An 18,606-nucleotide genomic window follows, 5' to 3' on the forward strand; every position below is an offset into this window, starting at 1 on the left:
TCGACATCACCCCCACCACCTACACCTGGGACTTCGGCGACGGCACCACCACGACCACCACCACCCCCGGCGCCCCCTACCCCGACCTCGACATCACCCACACCTACACCCGCACCGGCACCTACCCACCCGCCTCACCACCACCTGGTCCGCCGACTTCCGCGTCAACAACGGCCCCTGGCAACGCGTCAACGGCACCGTCGACATGCCCAGCCCCACCACCGACCTCCAGGTACGCGAAGCCACCCCCGTCCTCACCGACTGACCCCAGGCCCGACACCACCCCAACGGGCCACCCCAGCTGCCTCCCGAAAAGGGTCATCAACGACACCGACCCCGGCCGCCGATACGTCGTTCGTGCCCCTTTCGACGGCCGTCCGCCGTCCAGCCGCCACCGCGCTGGAGAAATGTGCGCCCGGGACCGACCCACCTGCGGCGGCGTCGCACCAACGTCCCAGTTCCCGGCCCGGCGCACCCCGCCCGCCAGCCAGGGCCCACCCCACCCGCGGGCCGAGGCGGCACCCCGCCCGGCAGCCGAGCCCCACCCCGCCTCGACCCCACCCCGGCCCGTCGACCGCTGTTGGCGCGACCTCCTAGAGTGACCGAGCCGCGGGACCGGAGACGAGGAGCAGGGTGACGATGAGCTCGAGCGCGTTCACGGTCCCCGGGTCCGCCGAGGCCGACCTGGTGCGTCGCCGCGACCTCAACAAGATGCGGGCCGTGGCGACGGGGCTCCTGGTGGCTGCTGCGGTCGTCTACGTCGCGACCCGGGGTCAGGACGGCTTCCTCGGTTTCGTCAACGCCGGCGCCGAGGCGTCGATGGTGGGTGCGATCGCCGACTGGTTCGCGGTGACGGCCCTGTTCCGCCACCCCCTGCACCTCCCCATCCCGCACACGGCCCTCATCCCGCGCCGCAAGAACGAGCTGGGCCGGGGCCTGCAGGAGTTCGTGCAGGAGAACTTCCTGGCCGAGGGCGTGGTGCGCGAGCGTGTCGGGGCGGCCGAGGCGAGCCGCCGCGTGGGGGAGTGGCTGTCCGATCCCGCGCACGCGCGGCGTGTCGTGGACGAGGTGGCGGACGTGGCGGTGATCGGGCTCGCGAAGGTGCGGGACGAGCACGTCAGCGAGCTGGCCGAGGCGGTGCTGCTCCCGCGGTTCCGCGAGGAACCCATCGCGCCGATCGCGGCCGCCCTGTTGGGCGAGATGGTCGAGGATAACCTCCACCACGGCGTCGTCGACCTCGGGCTGGGGGAGCTGCTGCGCTGGCTGCGCAACAACGAGGAGACGTTCACCGAGGTGCTGGGCGAGCGTGCCCCGTGGTGGACGCCGACCCGGCTCAACGACGCGGTGACGCAGCGCGTGCACGCCGAGGCGATCAAGTGGGTCGAGGACATCCAGGCCGATCCGCAGCACCGTGCTCGGCAGGCCTTCGACTCGATGCTCCACGACCTGGCCCGCGACCTCGTGCACGACCGCGACACCGCCGAGCGGGCCGAGCGGCTCAAGCTGCGCGTGCTCGACCACCCGCAGGTGCTCGCCACCGCCGTCTCGCTGTGGAAGGCCCTCCAGCGTGCACTCGTGGCGGGGCTCGAGGAGGAGGCCAGCATGCTGCGCGTCCGCCTCGAGCACGAGCTGGTGAAGTTCGGTCGGCGCCTCACCACCGACGCGGCGCTGCGGCGCCGGCTCGACCAGATGCTGTCCGACGCGGTCGTGTTCGTGGTCGATCGCTACGGCACGGAGCTGACCGGCGTCATCACCACCACCATCGAGCGGTGGGACGGCGACGAGGCGGCGCAGCGCATCGAGCTCCACGTGGGCCGCGACCTGCAGTTCATCCGCATCAACGGCACCGTGGTGGGCGGCCTCGTCGGCGTGCTCATCCACGCTGTCGACGTGCTGCTGCCCTGACCCGCGCCGTACCGGAGGGAACGCGGTCGGCGGTCCGGTCGGTGCGATGATGAACCGGTGAGCGATCCCTTCGACGTCCCGGTCCGCGACGGTTCGATCCGCCTCGGGCAGTTCCTCAAGCTGGCGAACCTCGTGGAGTCCGGCGCCCAGGCCAAGCCCGTCATCGCGGAGGGGCGCGTGCTCGTCAACGGCGAGGTCGACACCCGCCGCGGTCGCCAGCTCGTGGTCGGCGACGTCGTCACGCTCGACGGCCAGAGCGCCCGGGCCGTCGACGCGGAGGGCTTCGACGACGGGCTCCCCTGGTAGCGCGACACCACGCGCACCCCGCAACGTCATGCGCCCCGCAGGCTCGAGCCTGCGGGGCGCATGACGTCAGCGACGGCGACCGTCAGCGAGGGGGACCGGGGATCAGGAGACGCCCAGCAGGTCGACGACGAAGATGAGCGTCTCGCCGGGCTTGATGACGCCGCCGGCGCCACGGTCGCCGTACCCCAGGTGCGGCGGGATGACGAGCTGACGGCGGCCGCCGACCTTCATGCCCTGCACGCCGGTGTCCCAGCCGGAGATGACCTGGCCGATGCCGAGGCGGAACTGCAGCGGCGCGCCGCGGTTGTACGACGCGTCGAACTCCTCGCCGGTGGAGTGGGCCACGCCCACGTAGTGCACGGAGACGGTCTGGCCCGCCTTGGCCTCCTCGCCGTCACCGACGGTGACGTCGGTGATGACCAGGTCGGCCGGGGGCTCAGGGTCGAAGAAGTCGATCTCGGGCTTGTCCATGCCGACCACCCTAGAGCCCGCCCCTCAACCGGGGGCAGCCCCTGGTGCTCAGCCCTGGTGCTCAGCCCTGGTGCACGTAGGCGTCGAGCTGGTCCCGCTCGAAGGCCAGCTCGTCGATGCGGGCCTTCACCACGTCACCGATGCTGACGATCCCGACGATGCGGGCCCCGTCCTCCACCACGGGCAGGTGGCGGATGCGGTAGGTCGTCATCTCCTGCATGAGGTGCGCGACCTCGTCGCCGGCCCCGCACGTGCGCACCGACGTCGTCATGAGGTCACGCACCGAGGCGTCCACCAGCTCCGCGGGGCCGACGGTGGCCAGCCGCCGCACGACGTCGCGCTCGCTGACGATCCCCTCGAGCGCGGAGCCGTCGCTGCTCACGACGACGGCGCCGATGTTGTGGCGCTCGAGCAGCAGGACCAGGTCGCCGACGGTCGCGTCGGGTCCGATCGTGACCACGGGCTCGCCCCGCATGACGTCCTGGATCCTCATGGCCACCTCCGGGTCGCGTCGCTGGCGGCTCACGCTACCTGTGACGCCCGTCACTCCGGAAGGGTCAGGGGCGCAGCTGGCGCACCACGCCGCCGGTGAACGGCGGGTCGTCGGGGTCGTCGCCCCCCGCCGTACCGAGGAAGCCGAGCACCGGCTCGTGCAGGTGGCCGTTCGAGGCGATCGCGTTGCCGCTCCACGGTCCGTCCGCGCCGTCGAGACCCGTGAAGGAGCCGCCGGCCTCGCGCACGATGATGTCGAGCGCCGCCATGTCGTAGACCTCGAGCTCCGGCTCGGCCGCGACGTCGACGGCGCCCTCGGCGACGAGCATGTAGGACCAGAAGTCGCCGTACGCCCGGGTGCGCCACACCCGCCGCGACAGCGCGAGGAAGTCGTCGAGCCGGCCACGCTCGTCCCAGCCCGACAGCGAGCTGTAGGAGAGCGACGCGTCGCCCAGGTCCCGCACCGCTGAGGTCGCGCAGCGCGTCGCCTTGAGGAGCGACCGGCCGGTCCAGGCCCCCTGGCCCTTGGCCGCCCACCACCGACGCTGCAGCGCCGGGGCCGAGACGACGCCGGCGACGATCTCCCCGTCGACCTCGAGGCCGATGAGGGTGGCCCAGACCGGTACGCCGCGGACGAAGTTCTTGGTGCCGTCGATCGGGTCGATGATCCAGCGGCGCCCGCCGGTGCCCTGGCCGGGCGTGACCCCCTCCTCCTCGCCGAGGATCGCGTCGCGCGAGCGCACCCGGCCGAGCTTCGCGCGGATCGTGGACTCGACCGCCTGGTCGGCGTCCGTCACCGGCGTCAGGTCGGGCTTGCTCATCACGTGGAGGTCGACCGCCTTGAAGCGGTCGAGGCTGATGGAGTCCGCGTCGTCGGCCAGGAGGTGCGCGAGCCGCAGGTCGTCGGTGTGGTCGGCACCGTCAGCGATGGCCATGGCGCTCAGGCTAGGGCATCGCTCCGGCCCCCGGGCAGGACGCCTAGTCCCAGACCTCCGCGCCCTCGCGTGCGGCGAGCACACGGCGGAAGGACGTCACGCGGTCCGCGTCGGCCTCCCCGGAGGCGATCGCCGCGTCGAGCCCGCACTCCGGCTCGCCGGCTCCGTGGGTGCAGCCGCGGGGGCAGTCCTCGGTCATCTCGTCGAGGTCGGGGAACGCCTCGATGAGGTGCTCCGGCCGCACGTGCGCGAGCCCGAACGACCGGATGCCGGGGGTGTCGACGATCCAGCCGGGCCGGCCGTCGTGCTCGGGGAGCGCCAGCATGATGGCCGACGTCGACGTGTGGCGCCCGCGCCCGGTGACGTCGTTGACCCGGCCGACCTCGCGGTCGGCGCCCGGCACGAGCCGGTTGACGAGGGTCGACTTGCCGACGCCGCTGTGCCCGATCAGCACGCTGGTGCGCCCGGCGAGCCGGTCGCGGATCTCGTCGATGTCGGCACCCTTGCGCGTCACCACCCACGGCACGCCGAGGGATCGGTACGTCGCGAGCAACGCCTCGGGGTCGGCCAGGTCCGCCTTGGTGAGGACGAGCAGCGGGGCCATCCCGGCGTCGTACGCCGCGACGAGCGCCCGGTCGAGCAGCCCGGGGCGTGGTTCGGGGTTCGCCAGGGCCGTGACGATGACGAGCTGGTCGGCGTTGGCGACGATGACGCGCTCGACGGGATCGTCGTCGTCCGCCGTGCGGCGCAGCACGGTCGCCCGCTCCCGCACCTCGACGATGCGGGCGAGCGACCCGTCGTCGCCGGTCGTGTCGCCGACGAGGCGGACGCGGTCGCCGACGACGACGCCCTTGCGGCCCAGCGGCCGCGCCTTCATCGCGGTGACGAGCTCGTCCTGGCCGTCGACCAGCACGGTGTAGCGCCCCCGGTCGACGCGGACGACGCGGCCGTCCTCGGCATCGTCGTAGGTCGGGCGGTCCTTCGTGCGGGGGCGGGTGCGGCGACGGGGTCGCTCGTAGTGCTCGTGGTCGTGCGTGCCGTACCCCCGTGCCACCACCGCTGCCTCAGCTCGCCGCGGAGCCGCCGGTGACGCCCGTCCAGGCGCCGGCGAAGTCGGGGAAGGTCTTGGCGGTCGTCGCGACGTCCTCGACGAGCACGCCCGTCGTCGCCGCGCCGACGACGACCGCGGCGTGGGCCATGCGGTGGTCGGCGTAGGTGTGGAACACGCCCCCGTGCAGGTCGGCCGGGCGCAGCTCGAGCCCGTCGGGCCGTTCGGTCACGTCGGCGCCGAGGCCGGCGAGCTCCGTCGCGAGCGCGCGCAGCCGGTCGGTCTCGTGGTGGCGGATGTGGGCGACGCCCCGCAGCACCGAGGGGTCGTCGGCGAGGGCGCACAGCGCCGCGACGACGGGCGTGAGCTCACCGACGTCGTGGAGGTCCAGGTCGACGCCCCGCAGGCGTTCCGGCCCGGTGAAGCGGACGCCGTCGGCCACGCGCTCCACCGTGCACCCCATCGCGGTGAGGATGTCGCGCAGGGCGTCGCCGGCCTGGGTCGTGACGGCGGGCCAGTCCCGCACGGTGACGCTGCCGCCGGTCGCGGCCGCGAGCGCCACGAACGGGCCGGCGTTGGACAGGTCGGGCTCGATGAGGTGGTCGACCGGTGCGATCGGGCCGGGGGCGACGCGCCACCGGTCGGGCACGCTGTCGTCGACCTCGACCCCGTGGGCCCGCAGCACGGTGGTGGTCATCTCGACGTGGGGGAGCGACGGGATCGGCGCGCCCCGGTGGAGCACCTCGACGCCCTCGTCGTACGTGGCGCCGGCGAGCAGCAGGGCCGACACGAACTGCGACGACGACGATGCGTCGATCGTCACCGAGCCGCCGCGCACCGCACCCGCTCCCGCGATGGTGAACGGCAGGGTGCCGCGCCCGTCGTCGCGCACCTCCACGCCGAGCGAGCAGAGGGCGGTGAGCACCTCGCCGATCGGTCGTGTGCGCATGTGGGCGTCGCCGTCGAACGCGACGCTGCCGCGGGCGAGGCCCGCGATCGGCGGCACGAAGCGCATGACGGTGCCGGCGAGGCCGCAGTCGACACCCGCGTCGCGGTCGAAGGCCCCGGGAGTCACCGTCCAGTCCTCGCCGCTGGTGTCCACCGCGGAGCCGAGGGACGTGAGCGCGGCCGCCATCAGCAGCGTGTCGCGGGAGCGGAGCGCCCGGCGCACGACCGACGGACCCGTCGCCACCGCCGCCAGCACGAGGGCGCGGTTGGTCAGCGACTTGCTGCCGGGGAGCGTCACGGTGACGTCCACCGGCGACGCCACGTGGGGCGCGGGCCAGAGGTCGGCGGGAGAGGGAGCGGCCGTGGTCGTCACGGACGCAGGGTATCGGTCCTCAGGTCAGCTGCGCCTTGGCCAGCTTGGCCTCGCGCTTCGCGGTGGCCGTCACGTGCTTGGCCTCGCGCTTCGCGTCCTTCGCCGCCCGGCGCGCGCGCCAGGCCAGGCCGGGCTTGCCGTCGGTGTCGACCGCGGCGAGGAGGAGACCGCCGAGGATCGAGAGGTTCTTGAAGAAGTGGACCTTCTGGTTGCCCTTCGCGCCGGCGTCGGACTCCTCCCAGTACGGGTGGCCCGCGACGGTGGTCGGCGCCAGCGTCGCGGCCAGCACCACCGCGGAGACGCGCGGCGCACGGCCCGTCGCGAGACCGGCTGCCGCCAGGAGGTGCACGGCCGCGTTGGCACGCACGAGCGTGGCGGCGTCGGAGGGCAGCGGCACACCGGCCCGCTGCACCGGCGGGACGATCTTGTCGGTCACCTTCGCCGCCCGGGGGGCGATGGCGTCCGCGTTGCGGAACGCATTGATGCCGCCCACGACGAACATCGAGGCGAGCAGCGGACGGGCGATCAGTCGCGTCACGGTCATGCCCCTCTTGATACACGATCGCGCCAACGCGGCCCAGGGTCGCGGCGCACCGATCGGCCTAGGCTGACGTCATGTGCGGTCGCTACGCCTCCAGCCGTGAGCCCGACGACCTGGTCGACGAGTTCGACGTCGCCGAGACGATCCTCGCCGACCGGCTCCCCCCGAGCTGGAACGTCGCGCCCACCGACCCGGTCCACGTGGTCCTCGAGCGGCCGCCGAAGCCCGCGGAGGGCATCGACCACGCCCGCCGCCAGCTGCGCGCGCTCCGCTGGGGCCTCGTGCCGTCGTGGGCGAAGGACGCGAAGGGCGCGGCCCGCCTCATCAACGCCCGCCGCGAGACGGTGTCCGAGAAGCCGTCGTTCCGTCGCGCGTTCGCGGCCCGGCGGTGCCTGGTGCCCGCCGACGGCTACTACGAGTGGTACCTCACGGACCGCACCACCGCGAAGGGCAAGCCCGTGAAGCAGCCCTACTACATCCATCCGGCCGACGGGGGCGTGCTGGCGATGGCGGGGCTCTACGAGATCTGGCGCGACCCCGACCGGGCCGACGACGACCCGGACCGCTTCCTCTGGAGCTGCACGGTCATCACGACGTCGGCCACCGACGACCTGGGCCGCATCCACGACCGCATGCCGCTCACCGTCGCCCGCGACGACTGGGACACCTGGCTCGACCCCACGACCGGGGCCTCGGACGACCTCCTCGACCTGCTCGAGCCGGCGGTCCCGGGGCGCCTCACGGCGTACCCGGTCTCCACCCTCGTCTCCAACGTCCGCAACGACGGTCCCGAGCTCGTCCGCCCGATCCCGCTCGAGGACGCGTGAGCACGCTCGACGTCCCCGCCGACGAGGTCCTCGAGCTCCCCACCCCGTACGGCGCGGCCCGCCTCCACCGCAACGCGGTGCCCGCAGGCGTGGTGCCGGTGGCCGTGCTGCTCCTGGGGCACGGCGCGGGCGGGGGCGTGGAGACGCACGACATCGCGGCGCTGGCGGCCGGCCTGCCCGCGCAGGGCGTCGAGGTCGTACGGCTGGAGCAGCCGTGGCGGGTGGCCGGGCGCAAGGTGGCCTCAGCCCCTCCGACGCTCGACGTGGCGCTGCGCCTCGCGGTCGCGGGGCTGCCGGGGGTGCTCCGCGACGTACCGCTCGTGCTCGGGGGTCGGTCGGCGGGGGCGCGGTCGGCGGCCCGATGCGCCGCGGAGCTGGGGGCGGCGGGCCTCGTGCTGCTGGCGTTTCCCCTGCACCCGCCCGGGAAGCCGGAGCGCTCCCGACGCGACGAGCTCGCCGGTGCGCTCGGTGCGGGGGTCCCCGCCCTGGTGGTGCAGGGCGAGAACGACGCGATGGGACGCGCGGAGGAGGTCGCCGCCGCGTTCACGGGGGAGGCGGGCGAGGGCCTCGACCTCGTGGTGGTGCCCGGTGCCGACCACGGCCTGAAGGTCCCGAAGCGGGCGCCGCTGACGATGGAGGACGTGCGGGCGCTCGTCGTCGAGTCCGCGCTCGAGTGGATCGTGCGCGAGGCGGTCGGCTGACGCCCGGCCGCGTGCGCCCGGAATAGCTCCGCGACGGCGGGGGTTGTGCTCGGCGTACCGACACCCGGGGCGACCCGGGACCCCCGCCCCGAGGAGGCAGCGCATGCTGGTGTGCGACGAGCGACCGCTCGCGCGCGGCGGAGTACGCTCGTTCACGATGAGCGACGACACCGCCACCCCCGAGACCGTCGAGCCGACGGAGACCGTCGACCGTGCCACCGAGACGGACGACGAGCGAGCGCTGCGCTTCGAGCGCGACGCGCTCCCGTTCCTCGACCAGCTCTACTCCGCGGCGATGCGCATGACGCGCAACCCCGCCGACGCCGAGGACCTGGTGCAGGAGACGTTCGCGAAGGCGTACTCCTCGTTCCACCAGTTCCGGCCGGGCACCAACCTCAAGGCGTGGCTCTACCGGATCCTCACCAACACCTTCATCAACAACTACCGCAAGAAGCAGCGGCAGCCCCAGCAGTCGATGGCGGAGGACGTGGAGGACTGGCAGCTCGCGCGCGCCGAGTCGCACACGTCGTCGGGGCTGAAGTCGGCGGAGCACGAGGCCCTCGAGCACCTGCCCGACAGCGAGGTGAAGGACGCGCTGCAGCGGCTCCCGGAAGAGTTCCGGCTGGCCGTCTACCTGGCCGACGTGGAGGGCTTCCCCTACAAGGAGATCGCCGAGATCATGGACACCCCCATCGGCACCGTGATGTCGCGACTCCATCGGGGGCGGCGCCAGCTGCGCGACATGCTGGCCGACTACGTGCGCACCCACGACCTCGTCTCGCCCGAGACGGTCGGCGCCGCGATGCAGAAGGGTGGCGCCCGATGAGCACCGACGCCCACTCCCACGGCACCAGCCCGTCGGGCGAGGTGGAGAGCTGCGCCGACTTCCTCGAGCAGATCATCTACTTCCTCGACAACGAGCTGGACGAGACGGACTGCTCCGTCGTGCAGGCGCACCTGGACGAGTGTGGTCCGTGCCTGCGGAAGTACGACCTCGAGCGCACCGTCAAGGCGGTCGTGGCGCGGTCGTGCCGCGAGTCCGCCCCCGACGCCCTCCGGCAGCGCGTGATGCTCCAGATCCGCGCCGTGCAGGTGCGGATCAGCGAGTAGTCGTCCCCGAGGTCGCTTTGGCGCGGCCCACCCTGATCTGAGAAGATGCCCGCTGGCCTGTGGGAGACCGACCTTCGGGCCGCACCACTCGAGGAGGACCCACCATGGGCAAGACCGGCCGCAAGCGCCGCGCTCGCAAGAAGAAGGGCGCGAACCACGGCAAGCGCCCCAACGCCTGAGCGCCTGTCGCACTCAACGCCACCCCCGTAGCCGCTCGGCTCCGGGGGTGCGTCGCATTTCGGGACGTTGCGGAGGCAGGCCAAGATGGACGCATGGCTCCTTCCGACGCAGCAGGGACCCCCACGGTCGAGGCACGTCTCCGGTTCGAGGTGACCGACGACGACACGGCGGAGGCGGTGGGTTCGGGCAGCCTCCCCGTCCTCGGCACGCCCCGGCTCCTCGCGTGGCTGGAGGCCGCGACGGTCGCCGCCCTCGAGCCCGGGATGGCGCACGGGGCGACCAGCGTCGGCACCCGGGTCGAGCTCGAGCACCGCGGCGCCACGCCCGTCGGCGGGGTGGTGGAGGTCCACGCCACCCAGTCCTACCTCGACGGCCGCCTGGTCCGCTTCAGCGTCGCGGCCCGCGAGGTCGTCGCAGGCGCCGACGACACGGAGCAGCTCGGCAAGGTGCTCGCCACCGGTGAGGTCACCCGGGTCGTCGTCGATGCCGAGCGGTTCATGGCACGTCTCTGAGACCTCCTCGGAGAATCTCCCGGATCGTGCAACCGATCCGCCCCCCTCGCGCGTCTCATCCCGACAGCGGTCGGGAGGCGTCACGGGGGTGCGCCACCGCCCGTACGGTCTGACGGAGGGAGCGGGCGTTGCCGCAGGTACGTCGGGGACTGGTCGTTGCTGCGCTCCTCCTGCTCGTCGGTCTCCTGGGCGCCTGCCGAGCCGCGGACGACGGTGACCCGCAGACCGCGGCCAGGCCCGCCGGCCCCGCAGTCCCGGACGCCGATGAGGCCACCGTGTCGGGCGTCGTGCCCGAGGGCTGGCAGCGCGTCACGAACGGCCTGTGGGCCGTTGCGCTGCCCGGGGAGCCGACGTGCGAGGGCGCCGGCCAGATCGACGCCGGCTTCCTGCAGTGGCCGGAGGGCGAGGGTCCACCCCCGCTGCCCAGCGGCTTCGTGCCGGTGCGCTGCACCGTGTCCGGAGACGGTGAGACGCACGGGACGACGGGGGTCGCGCTGACGGACCACTGGGAGGTCGTGCACCTGGCCGGCGAGCGCCTGACGGTCGCGGGGCGGGAGCTCGTGGCCGGGCGGGTGCAGTGCCGTCGGGTGACCGGCGGCTCCTACTGCGCCCGGCCGCTCGCCGAGGTCGGGTCCCAGCTGCAGGCCCTGGTGCATGCGAGCGCTGTCACGGAGACGGCTGCCCGCGCCCGTGTCGCCGCAGTGCTCGACACGTTCGGCGAGCTGGGCGACGGTCTGGCGCACGTCGAGGTCCCGCCCGCGGTGGTCGGGGAGGGTGCCGCGCAGGCCGCTGCACGGATCGACTCGGCACTGCGCGAGACGGGTCTCCGCCCGACGGTGCGCACGGTGCCCTTCGAGTCCCGCCACGTGCGGCCCGGCGGCACGCTCCAGACCTCGCTGCAGCCGGGCGTCGTGCTCGAGCCGGGCGCACCGGTCGCGGTGTGGATCGCCTCCGAGCCCCGGTCGCCGGGCGACCGCGTCGAGTTCCGGGTGCTCCACGGATCCGGGCCGGCCGCGTCGAGCCGGATCGACCTCGTCGTGGATCCCGTCGTCCGGATCCGCGTCGGTGAGCGGCTCCGGATCGCCACCGGCTACATGGCCCAGCTCCTCGGGCCGACCACGCTGGGAACGCTCGACGCGGACCTGCCCAGCGGCGTGCTGCGACCGACGCCGATCAGTGCCGAGGAGCCCGACGTCCGCCTCGCCTGGGTGGCGGAGCGGCCCGGTCGGGTCGACGTCCCGCTGACCGTCGTGGTCGACGGGACGACCTACGCGGTCCGCACCTTCACCGTGGTGGTGGAGCAGCCGTAGCTCCCGTCGGATGGCCCGACCGGCCGTACACCTCGGCGCCCCCACGCGTCAGGGCAGGTCCGGCACCGTGCCCGTCGGGGTCGTCCGTCGACGCTCGGTGACACGTCCCGAAATGTGCAGCTGGGGACGTCCAGGTTGACCCAGAGGCGCACCAACCGCACACTTCGGCGCCCCCAAGCGGCCCCGCCCCGCCCGGCCCGCCCGGCCCGCCCGCCCCCCGGCCCGGCCGGCCCGCCCGGCCGCCCAGCCCTACAACCCCCGCGCGAACACCCACAGGTCGACGCCCGGGTACGGCGCCCAGTCCCGCTCCGGCGCGCGCTCGAAGCCCATCGACCGGTACAGCGCGTGCCCGCCGGTCTGCTCCGGGAGCGACGACAGTGCCATCCCGGTGAACCCGGCGTCGCGCGACCGCTCCAGGCAGGTCGTGACGAGCGCCCGGCCGACGCCGCGGCCCTGCGCGTGCGGTGCGACGGCGAGCATCCGGAACTCGCCCTCGTGCGCCCGACCGACCTCCCGCCACGGGGAGCCGGCGGGGCAGTAGGTGACCGCGCCCAGCGGCGTACCCCCGTGGTCGTCGTCGACCGCCACCCACACCTCCGCCTCCGCGTCGCGGCGCGCGACGTCGAGCAGGCGGGCGACGTACGGGTCGTCCGGGCCGTCGAGGAAGGGCTCGTAGGCCGCGACCGTGAGTGCGCCGACGGCCTCCGCGTCCCCGGCGTCGTCGGAGCGGAGGCGCCGGACCAGCACGCGCGTCAGATCCCGAACGTGGCGCGGGGGTAGGCCGCGTCCACGTCCGTGATGATGTTGACGAGGTAGGGCACGCCGGAGGCGAAGGCCCGGTCGAGCGCGGGTCCGATCTGCCGCGGGTCGGTCACGACCTCGCCGGCGCCGCCGAGCGCCGTGACGACCTCGTGGTAGGCCGTGCGGGGCGCCAGGTCGGCCGCCACGTCGTAGCCGTAGAGCATCTGCATCGGACCCTTCTCCAGGCCCCACGCCGAGTTGTTGCCCATCACCATGACGACGGGCAGGTCGTGGCGGACGAGCGTGTCCACGTCCATGAGCGAGAATCCGGCGGCCCCGTCGCCGAGCAGGAGCACCACCTGCGCCGACGGGCGCGCGATCCGCGCGGCGATGGCGGCACCGAGACCGGCGCCCAGGCAGCCGTACGGTCCGGGGTCGAGCCAGCCGCCGGGACGCTTCGGCTCGACGTACTTGCCCGCGAACGACACGAAGTCGCCCCCGTCGCCGATGACGACCGCGTCGTCGGCGAGCCGCGGCACGAGCTCGCCGTAGATGCGGGCCGGGTGCACGGGGTCGGCCTCGGCCGCGAGCAGCTGCGCGTCGCGCTCCGCCGCCGCACCGACCTTGGCCTGCAGGTCGGACACCCAGCTCGCGTGGTCGGGCTTGCGGGGCTGGGCCTGCAGCGCGGCGAGGATGCCGTCGAGGGCGAGGGTCAGGTCGCCGTACGCCGAGGCAGCGAGCTCCGCGTGCCCCGAGACCTGGGCGGCGGAGTCGGCGACGTGGGCCACCCGGGCGGGGGTGGCGCCGTCCTTGCCGCCGAACACGCCGTACCCGAGCCGGAAGTCGAGGGGCGTGCCCACGACGACGACCAGGTCGGCGCCCCCGAAGGCGGCGCTCCGGGCCTTCGTGACGAGCAGCGGGTGGCCGCCGGGGACGACGCCCCGGCCCATGCCGTTGGTGATGGCGGGCAGCCCGGCCTCCTCGACGAGGCGCAGGGCCGCCTCCTCCGCGCCGTCCGCCCACACGTCGGTGCCCAGCACGAGCACCGGTCGGCTCGCCTCCGCGAGCAGGCGGCCGATCGTGCGGAGCGCGTCGGGGTCGGGCTGCTCGGGCGCCGGACGCGCCCCCGTCGGCAGCGGACCCGACGCCGAGTTGAAGAACTCGTCCATCGGCACGTCCACGAAGACCGGCCCGCGGTGGGACGCCCCGGCCGTCGCGAACGCCGCGTCCATGCCGCCGAGCACGTCGGAGGCGAGGTGCAGGGTGCGCGCGTCCTTCGCCACCGGCGCGACGATCGGCGGGTGGTCGAGCTCCTGGAGGCTGCCCGAGCCCCAGCGGTTCGCCGGGGCGCGACCGCCGACGACGACCATGGGGGACCCGGCGAAGGTGGCCTGGGCGATGGCGCTGACGCCGTTGGTCACCCCGGGGCCGGCGGTGAGCACGGCGAGGCCGGGCCGTCGGGTCAGCTTGCCGGTGGCCTCGGCGGCGAACGCCGCCGTCTGCTCGTGGCGCACGTCGACGAGCCGCATCGGCGGGTCCGCCTTCACGGCGCCGTCGTACATCGGGAAGACGTGGGCGCCGGAGAGAGTGAACATGGTCTCGACGCCGTGCGCGCGGGCGGCCGCGACGGCCAGCGTGCCCGCGTGGCCCTCGATCGTGGAGCCGGCGGCGGGGTCGGAGCCGGCAGCGGTGGCGTCGGACGTGGGATCGGTCGTCGTCATGTGACCCACGTTACTCATCGGTCACGTCGAGGGGGAGCCCCCCGCGCCGCCGGTACCGGTCAGGCGCGGGTGCGGAGCCCGGGGTTGGTCTGCCGCAGCGCGTCGACGAGCACCAGCAGGAGGTCGGACCGCACCTGGGGCGGGTCCGGCGCCAGCGCGAGCTGCAGGTGCAGCGCCCGCAGGAAGGCCTCCGGGTTGCCCGTCACCAGGTAGGGGTCCTGCCGCTCGCTCGGGTACGCCGTGGCGCGGGCCGCGATGCGCCGCACCCACGGTTCGACGACGGAGAGCGGCAGCACGTTGCGGCGCAGCACCCGCAGCGTCGCCTCGGCGATGCGGTCCGGCTCGCCGGAGACGAGGAGGCGCGCGCCGTCGGCGAGCACGCGATCGGCGAGCACGTCGAGGAGCACCGTGAGCTCGGGGGCCGCGAGGTGGGGCGACTCGGCCAGGGTGCCGATCGCGTCGGCGCCGTGCGCGACGGCGTGCGCCCAGCCCTTCTCCTCCACGAACCCGCGGTCGTCGCGCTCGCGGAGGTACCACGACACGAGCCGGTCGCCCCAGTCGAGCACCTTCGTGCTGCGCACGAGGGCACGCCGGTTGTCCCGGGCCACGCACTCGCCGAGGAGGAGGGCCGAGAAGCTGCGTCGGAAGACCGAGTCGGTGCCGACCTCGCCCAGACCGGTCAGCAGACCGGTCGCGATGCCGTCGCCGAGCCCCTCGAGCAGCTCGTCGTAGACCCCGCGGTCGATCCAGGTCGCGAGCATCGGGTACGCCGTGTGGTCCCGCTCGGCGGGGTCGCTCGACCCCAGCATCCGCGTGAGCTCCTCCGTCAGGTCACCGAGCGGCCGGTCGGTCGGGACCCCGAGGCCGGAGTCGATCACCTGCCTCCAGTACGAGCCGACCATGGGCCCCATCCTGCCAGTCGCGGACGGCCCGACGCTCGGGTGGTCGCAGCTCCGGGCGCCCCTCAGCAGGCGCTCAGCCGACCCTCAGCAACCGCTGTCGTGCGGCCCGAGCGCCGCCCTGCGCGAAGCCCCAGGTCAGCCCGGCCTACGCTGGTGCCGTGGCGTGGATGAGCGACCTGGTGCGGGACCACACCGACCTCGACGACGACGACCTCGTCTGGCTGCAGCTGCTCATGGCGGACTGGCAGATCGTCGCCGACCTGTCCTTCGCCGACCTGGTCATGTGGCTGCCGGACCGCGAGGGGCGTGGCTTCTGGGCCGTCGCGCAGATGCGCCCCACGACCGGGCCGACCGCCCTCGTGGACGACGTGGTGGGCGACTTCGTCGAAGCCGGGCAGCGCCCGCTGCTCGACGGCGCGCTGCGGCACCGCAAGCTGCTGCGCGAGGGCGACCCCGAGTGGCGTGACGACGTGCCCGTGCGGGTCGAGAGCATCCCCGTCCAGCGCGGGGGCCGCGTCATCGGCGTCATCGCGCGCAGCACCAACCTCCTCGGCGTGCGCACGCCGTCACGCCTCGAGCTGTCCTACCTCGAGACCGCCTCCGACCTCACGCGCATGATCGCCGGCGGCCAGTTCCCGGTCGCGGGCCAGCGGAGCGCCAACGCCGACTCGCCCCGGGTCGGCGACGGCTTCGTGCGCGTCGAGGCCGACGGCCGGGTGCGCTACGCCAGTCCCAACGCGCTCTCGGTCTTCCGCCGGCTCGGGCACCGCGGCGACCTCGTCGGCGTGAACCTGGCCGACCTGACCCGCGCGCTCGTGCCGCCGCGGCGCCGCCCCGACGAGGAGACGCTGTCGGCGGTGCTCGGCGGCCGTGCCCACCGGGACACGGAGGTCGCCACCGACGCCGTCGCGATCATCCTGCGCACGATCCCGCTGCGTCCCTACGGCGACCACGTGGGCGCGTTGATCCTGCTCCGCGACGTCACCGACCTTCGGCGTCGCGACCGCGAGCTGGTCACCAAGGACGCCACGATCCGGGAGATCCACCACCGGGTGAAGAACAACCTGCAGACCGTCGCGGCCCTGCTGCGCCTGCAGGCGCGCCGCATCGACGAGCCCGCGGCGCGCGCGGCGCTCGGGGAGGCCGTCCGACGCGTGGGGTCGATCGCGATCGTCCACGAGACGCTCAGCCAGGTCGTCGAGGAGAACGTCGACTTCGACCAGGTCACGGAGCGGCTGCTGCGGATGGTCGTCGACGTCAGCGCGGCGGGGGAGCGGATCGCGGTGCGGACCACGGGTGCCTTCGGCACCATCCCGTCCGAGGTCGCGACGCCGCTGGCGATGGTCGTGACCGAGCTGCTGCAGAACGCGGTCGAGCACGGCTTCGGGGCGTTGGACGACCCGGAGGCGTCGGGAACGGTGACAGCGGACGCCCGACGGGTGGAGGGGCGGCTGCGGGTGGTCGTCGAGGACGACGGGCGGGGGCTGCCGGTGGGCTTCGACCTCGACGGGGGCAGCGGGCTGGGGCTCACCATCGTGCGGACGCTGGTGGAGTCGGAGCTCGGCGGCCGTCTGGAGCACGGACGTCGCGAGGACGGCCCGGGCTCCCGGTTCGTCGTCGACGTGCCGGTGGAGCAGTGAGCCCCCCGGTGGCGCCCCGGGAGGGGGCGCGACGCCGGAGGGCTCGGGAGTGCGGTGGTTCAGGCGGTGCGGACGCGGGCGCGCGCCGTGCGACGCTTGAGAGCGCGACGCTCGTCCTCGCTGAGCCCGCCCCAGACACCGTGGTCCTGGCCGGCCTCGAGGGCCCACGCGAGGCACTGCTCGCGCACGTCGCAGCGGCGGCAGACCTGCTTGGCCTCCTCGATCTGGAGGATGGCCGGGCCGGTGTTGCCGATCGGGAAGAAGAGCTCGGGGTCCTCGTCGAGACACGCCGAGCGGTGACGCCAATCCATGATCGGACAGTCCTTTGCAGTCGGGGGCAGCGATCGGACCCAGGGCCCGCTCGCAGGTGGAGACGCAGCCGGGCAGCGCGCCGACCGGCGCCCGAACACGTATGGCCTCAACATTGACAAGAAGTGGACTGCGGCACAAGCCCTTTCGGGGGTCTGGTGTGTCACAGGTGTGACATCGGCGTGACTTCTCCGTGTCCTGCTCGTGGTCGTAGCCTGGCGCGGTGACGTCCCCCGACCCCGCCGGCCCCTCCGACCGCACCGCAGCGTCCCTCCCCGGGCCCGTCCCCACGGCGCTCCGCATCGGGGTCGGTGTCATCGCCCTGCAGGCGCTCGTGGTCGTCGGCTACGCGCTCACCGAGCTCGTGTACGGCGCGGTGGAGCGCTCCGGCACCGCGGTGGCCGTCGCGGTGTTCCTCGGCGCGTACGGCGTCGGCATCGGGTGGGCCGCCTGGCTCGTGCTGCAGTGCCGCTCGTCGGCGCGGTCGCCCCTCGTGCTGGCCCAGCTCCTGCACCTGGGGCTGGCGTGGAACATGCGGGACGAGCCGACGACCCTGGCCGCCGTCGTGCTCGCGGTCTCGGCCGTGCTCGCCCTGCTCGCCCTCTTCTGGCGCAGCAGCCACCGGTGGCTCCTGGCCGGGGATCCCGACGCCGCCGGCCCGTTGCAACGGGTGTAGGCAGGCCCGACGGTCAGTCCTCGGCCTGCAGATTGGTGCGGAGCTGGTCGAGGGTGCGGGCCAGGAGCCGCGACACGTGCATCTGGGAGACCCCGATCTCGGCGGCGATCTGCGACTGCGTCATGTTCTTGAAGAAGCGCAGCAGCAGGATCTTCTTCTCGCGCGCGGGCAGCTGGTCGAGCAGCGGCTTGAGCGACTCGCGGATCTCGACGTGCTCGAGCCCCTCGTCGTCGACCCCGATGGTGTCGAGCATGGTCATCGTGGAGTCGTCGCTGTTGTCGGTCGCGTCGAGGGAGAGCGTCGAGTAGGCGTTGCTCGACTCGATGCCCTCGACGATCTCCTCGCTGCTGCAGCCGATCGCCTCGGCGAGCTCGCTCACCGTGGGGGAGCGACCGAGCCGCTGCGTGAGCTCCGCGGTGGTGGCGCTGATCTGCATGCGCAGCTCCTGCAGCCGCCGGGGCACGCGGATGGCCCAGCCCTTGTCGCGGAAGTAGCGCTTGATCTCGCCGATGATGGTCGGCGTCGCGTACGTCGAGAACTCGACCCCGCGCTCCGTGTCGAAGCGGTCGATCGACTTGAGCAGCCCGATCGTGCCCACCTGCACGAGGTCCTCGAACGGCTCGCCCCGGTTGCGGAAGCGACGGGCGCAGTGCTCGACCAGCGGCAGGTGCAGGTGCACCAGGTTGTCGCGGGCCTCCTGGCGGGTCGCCTCGCCCGAGAGCTCGTGGCGGAGGTCGGCGAAGAGCGCTGCGCTGCGCGCCCGCGTCTGCTCGATGCCGATCGCGCGCGCGTCCGGCTCCGGTCCGGTGACCGGCTCCGGCGCAGCGCCGCCGCCGGCCTCGGTCATGGAGGCGACGACCTCGGCGACGAGCGCGGCGTCTGCCGCGGCCGGCGCCTGCGGAGCGTCGGGGTCGGTCTCGCTGGGCTGGTCGGGGCGACCGGGGAGGGCGGGGGTCAT

The 18,606-nt window shown here is 73.9% G+C and carries 23 protein-coding genes; 12 read left to right on the forward strand and 11 right to left on the reverse strand.

The features are described 5' to 3' along the window. Positions 1–5 precede the first annotated feature (5 nt). Genes G3T38_RS22870 through G3T38_RS00010 form a run of 3 tightly spaced genes read left to right on the forward strand, consistent with a single transcriptional unit; the run spans position 6 to position 2,211 of the window. A complete protein-coding gene (locus G3T38_RS22870) occupies positions 6–602 on the forward strand; it encodes a PKD domain-containing protein (RefSeq protein ID WP_420846760.1) in 597 nt (198 codons plus the stop codon). A 37-nt stretch (positions 603–639) separates the two neighbouring features. Continuing rightward, on the forward strand, positions 640–1,905 hold the full coding sequence (locus G3T38_RS00005; protein ID WP_163769958.1) for a DUF445 domain-containing protein: 1,266 nt from the start codon (positions 640–642) through the stop codon (positions 1,903–1,905). 57 nt (positions 1,906–1,962) lie between these two features. Continuing rightward, the gene (locus G3T38_RS00010) at positions 1,963–2,211 is read left to right on the forward strand and encodes an RNA-binding S4 domain-containing protein (protein ID WP_163769960.1); all 249 of its coding nucleotides are present in this window, start codon (positions 1,963–1,965) and stop codon (positions 2,209–2,211) included. Between the two features lie 102 nt (positions 2,212–2,313). Here G3T38_RS00010 and G3T38_RS00015 read toward each other — a convergent pair whose 3' ends face one another. The 6 genes from G3T38_RS00015 to G3T38_RS00040 all read right to left on the reverse strand — a co-directional run bounded on the left by G3T38_RS00015 (position 2,314) and on the right by G3T38_RS00040 (position 7,022). Beyond that, positions 2,314–2,682, reverse strand: a complete 369-nt coding sequence (locus G3T38_RS00015; RefSeq protein WP_163769962.1) for an FKBP-type peptidyl-prolyl cis-trans isomerase — start codon at positions 2,680–2,682, stop codon at positions 2,314–2,316. A 61-nt stretch (positions 2,683–2,743) separates the two neighbouring features. Further along, positions 2,744–3,175 carry a CBS domain-containing protein gene (locus tag G3T38_RS00020; protein WP_163769964.1) on the reverse strand — a complete coding sequence of 144 codons (432 nt, stop codon included), beginning with the start codon at positions 3,173–3,175 and terminating at the stop codon, positions 2,744–2,746. Between the two features lie 64 nt (positions 3,176–3,239). Continuing rightward, positions 3,240–4,109 carry an inositol monophosphatase family protein gene (locus tag G3T38_RS00025; protein WP_163769968.1) on the reverse strand — a complete coding sequence of 290 codons (870 nt, stop codon included), beginning with the start codon at positions 4,107–4,109 and terminating at the stop codon, positions 3,240–3,242. A 43-nt stretch (positions 4,110–4,152) separates the two neighbouring features. Next, positions 4,153–5,163 carry a ribosome small subunit-dependent GTPase A gene (rsgA, locus tag G3T38_RS00030; RefSeq protein WP_163769979.1) on the reverse strand — a complete coding sequence of 337 codons (1,011 nt, stop codon included), beginning with the start codon at positions 5,161–5,163 and terminating at the stop codon, positions 4,153–4,155. A gap of 10 nt (positions 5,164–5,173) precedes the next feature. Next, on the reverse strand, positions 5,174–6,478 hold the full coding sequence (aroA, locus tag G3T38_RS00035; RefSeq protein ID WP_163769981.1) for a 3-phosphoshikimate 1-carboxyvinyltransferase: 1,305 nt from the start codon (positions 6,476–6,478) through the stop codon (positions 5,174–5,176). A 19-nt stretch (positions 6,479–6,497) separates the two neighbouring features. Further along, the gene (locus tag G3T38_RS00040) at positions 6,498–7,022 is read right to left on the reverse strand and encodes a DoxX family protein (RefSeq protein ID WP_163769983.1); all 525 of its coding nucleotides are present in this window, start codon (positions 7,020–7,022) and stop codon (positions 6,498–6,500) included. A gap of 71 nt (positions 7,023–7,093) precedes the next feature. Here G3T38_RS00040 and G3T38_RS00045 point away from each other — a divergent pair, with 71 nt between their 5' ends. From G3T38_RS00045 to G3T38_RS00070, 7 genes are all read left to right on the forward strand, one after another. Then, positions 7,094–7,846, forward strand: coding sequence for an SOS response-associated peptidase (locus G3T38_RS00045; protein WP_163769985.1), 753 nt, complete (start codon positions 7,094–7,096; stop codon positions 7,844–7,846). Beyond that, on the forward strand, positions 7,843–8,547 hold the full coding sequence (locus G3T38_RS00050) for an alpha/beta hydrolase family protein (RefSeq protein ID WP_194247553.1): 705 nt from the start codon (positions 7,843–7,845) through the stop codon (positions 8,545–8,547). Before G3T38_RS00045 ends, G3T38_RS00050 begins: the two co-directional genes overlap by 4 nt. 157 nt (positions 8,548–8,704) lie before the next feature. After that, on the forward strand, positions 8,705–9,373 hold the full coding sequence (locus G3T38_RS00055) for a sigma-70 family RNA polymerase sigma factor (RefSeq protein WP_163769987.1): 669 nt from the start codon (positions 8,705–8,707) through the stop codon (positions 9,371–9,373). Continuing rightward, positions 9,370–9,657, forward strand: a complete 288-nt coding sequence (rsrA, locus tag G3T38_RS00060) for a mycothiol system anti-sigma-R factor (RefSeq protein ID WP_163769989.1) — start codon at positions 9,370–9,372, stop codon at positions 9,655–9,657. The genes G3T38_RS00055 and rsrA overlap by 4 nt, the downstream gene beginning before the upstream one ends. A 104-nt stretch (positions 9,658–9,761) precedes the next feature. Beyond that, complete coding sequence (locus G3T38_RS22875; protein ID WP_369759046.1) at positions 9,762–9,836, forward strand: 50S ribosomal protein bL37; 75 nt, start codon at positions 9,762–9,764, stop codon at positions 9,834–9,836. Positions 9,837–9,929: 93 nt separating this feature from the next. Next, on the forward strand, positions 9,930–10,349 hold the full coding sequence (locus tag G3T38_RS00065) for a thioesterase family protein (protein WP_163769992.1): 420 nt from the start codon (positions 9,930–9,932) through the stop codon (positions 10,347–10,349). Between the two features lie 128 nt (positions 10,350–10,477). Next, positions 10,478–11,659: a hypothetical protein gene (locus G3T38_RS00070; protein WP_163769994.1), complete on the forward strand. Its 1,182-nt coding sequence runs from the start codon at positions 10,478–10,480 to the stop codon at positions 11,657–11,659. Between the two features lie 249 nt (positions 11,660–11,908). Here G3T38_RS00070 and G3T38_RS00075 read toward each other — a convergent pair whose 3' ends face one another. The 3 genes from G3T38_RS00075 to G3T38_RS00085 are packed head-to-tail and all read right to left on the reverse strand — an operon-like array spanning position 11,909 to position 15,023. Beyond that, positions 11,909–12,406, reverse strand: a complete 498-nt coding sequence (locus tag G3T38_RS00075) for a GNAT family N-acetyltransferase (RefSeq protein WP_338037360.1) — start codon at positions 12,404–12,406, stop codon at positions 11,909–11,911. Positions 12,407–12,411: 5 nt separating this feature from the next. Beyond that, positions 12,412–14,121: an acetolactate synthase gene (locus tag G3T38_RS00080; protein ID WP_163769997.1), complete on the reverse strand. Its 1,710-nt coding sequence runs from the start codon at positions 14,119–14,121 to the stop codon at positions 12,412–12,414. 59 nt (positions 14,122–14,180) lie between these two features. After that, on the reverse strand, positions 14,181–15,023 hold the full coding sequence (locus G3T38_RS00085) for a DUF2785 domain-containing protein (RefSeq protein WP_163769999.1): 843 nt from the start codon (positions 15,021–15,023) through the stop codon (positions 14,181–14,183). Positions 15,024–15,190: 167 nt separating this feature from the next. Here G3T38_RS00085 and G3T38_RS00090 point away from each other — a divergent pair, with 167 nt between their 5' ends. Next, a complete protein-coding gene (locus G3T38_RS00090) occupies positions 15,191–16,663 on the forward strand; it encodes a sensor histidine kinase (protein ID WP_174267486.1) in 1,473 nt (490 codons plus the stop codon). 59 nt (positions 16,664–16,722) lie between these two features. On the opposite strand, the gene G3T38_RS00095 is transcribed toward G3T38_RS00090, so the two are convergent. After that, positions 16,723–16,974 (reverse strand): WhiB family transcriptional regulator, encoded by a 252-nt coding sequence (locus tag G3T38_RS00095; RefSeq protein ID WP_163770002.1) that lies wholly within the window; start codon positions 16,972–16,974, stop codon positions 16,723–16,725. Between the two features lie 221 nt (positions 16,975–17,195). Here G3T38_RS00095 and G3T38_RS00100 point away from each other — a divergent pair, with 221 nt between their 5' ends. Next, positions 17,196–17,648, forward strand: coding sequence for a hypothetical protein (locus tag G3T38_RS00100; RefSeq protein WP_163770005.1), 453 nt, complete (start codon positions 17,196–17,198; stop codon positions 17,646–17,648). 13 nt (positions 17,649–17,661) lie between these two features. Here the strand turns inward: G3T38_RS00100 and G3T38_RS00105 are convergent, their stop codons facing one another. After that, a complete protein-coding gene (locus G3T38_RS00105) occupies positions 17,662–18,606 on the reverse strand; it encodes an RNA polymerase sigma factor SigF (RefSeq protein WP_241728334.1) in 945 nt (314 codons plus the stop codon).

It is taken from the genome of Nocardioides zeae (assembly GCF_010686755.1).
GTDB classification, from domain to species: Bacteria; Actinomycetota; Actinomycetes; order Propionibacteriales; family Nocardioidaceae; genus Nocardioides; species Nocardioides zeae.

Coding starts and splice junctions, on each gene's coding strand:
- G3T38_RS00005 (WP_163769958.1), top strand. CDS start 640: ATGAGCTCGAGCGCGTTCACGGTCCCCGGGTCCGCCGAGGCCGACCTG.
- G3T38_RS00015 (WP_163769962.1), bottom strand. CDS start 2,682: ATGGACAAGCCCGAGATCGACTTCTTCGACCCTGAGCCCCCGGCCGAC.
- G3T38_RS00020 (WP_163769964.1), bottom strand. CDS start 3,175: ATGAGGATCCAGGACGTCATGCGGGGCGAGCCCGTGGTCACGATCGGA.
- G3T38_RS00025 (WP_163769968.1), bottom strand. CDS start 4,109: ATGGCCATCGCTGACGGTGCCGACCACACCGACGACCTGCGGCTCGCG.
- G3T38_RS00040 (WP_163769983.1), bottom strand. CDS start 7,022: ATGACCGTGACGCGACTGATCGCCCGTCCGCTGCTCGCCTCGATGTTC.
- G3T38_RS00045 (WP_163769985.1), top strand. CDS start 7,094: ATGTGCGGTCGCTACGCCTCCAGCCGTGAGCCCGACGACCTGGTCGAC.
- G3T38_RS00055 (WP_163769987.1), top strand. CDS start 8,705: ATGAGCGACGACACCGCCACCCCCGAGACCGTCGAGCCGACGGAGACC.
- rsrA (WP_163769989.1), top strand. CDS start 9,370: ATGAGCACCGACGCCCACTCCCACGGCACCAGCCCGTCGGGCGAGGTG.
- G3T38_RS00065 (WP_163769992.1), top strand. CDS start 9,930: ATGGCTCCTTCCGACGCAGCAGGGACCCCCACGGTCGAGGCACGTCTC.
- G3T38_RS00080 (WP_163769997.1), bottom strand. CDS start 14,121: ATGACGACGACCGATCCCACGTCCGACGCCACCGCTGCCGGCTCCGAC.
- G3T38_RS00085 (WP_163769999.1), bottom strand. CDS start 15,023: ATGGTCGGCTCGTACTGGAGGCAGGTGATCGACTCCGGCCTCGGGGTC.
- G3T38_RS00090 (WP_174267486.1), top strand. CDS start 15,191: ATGAGCGACCTGGTGCGGGACCACACCGACCTCGACGACGACGACCTC.
- G3T38_RS00095 (WP_163770002.1), bottom strand. CDS start 16,974: ATGGATTGGCGTCACCGCTCGGCGTGTCTCGACGAGGACCCCGAGCTC.
- G3T38_RS00105 (WP_241728334.1), bottom strand. CDS start 18,606: ATGACCCCCGCCCTCCCCGGTCGCCCCGACCAGCCCAGCGAGACCGAC.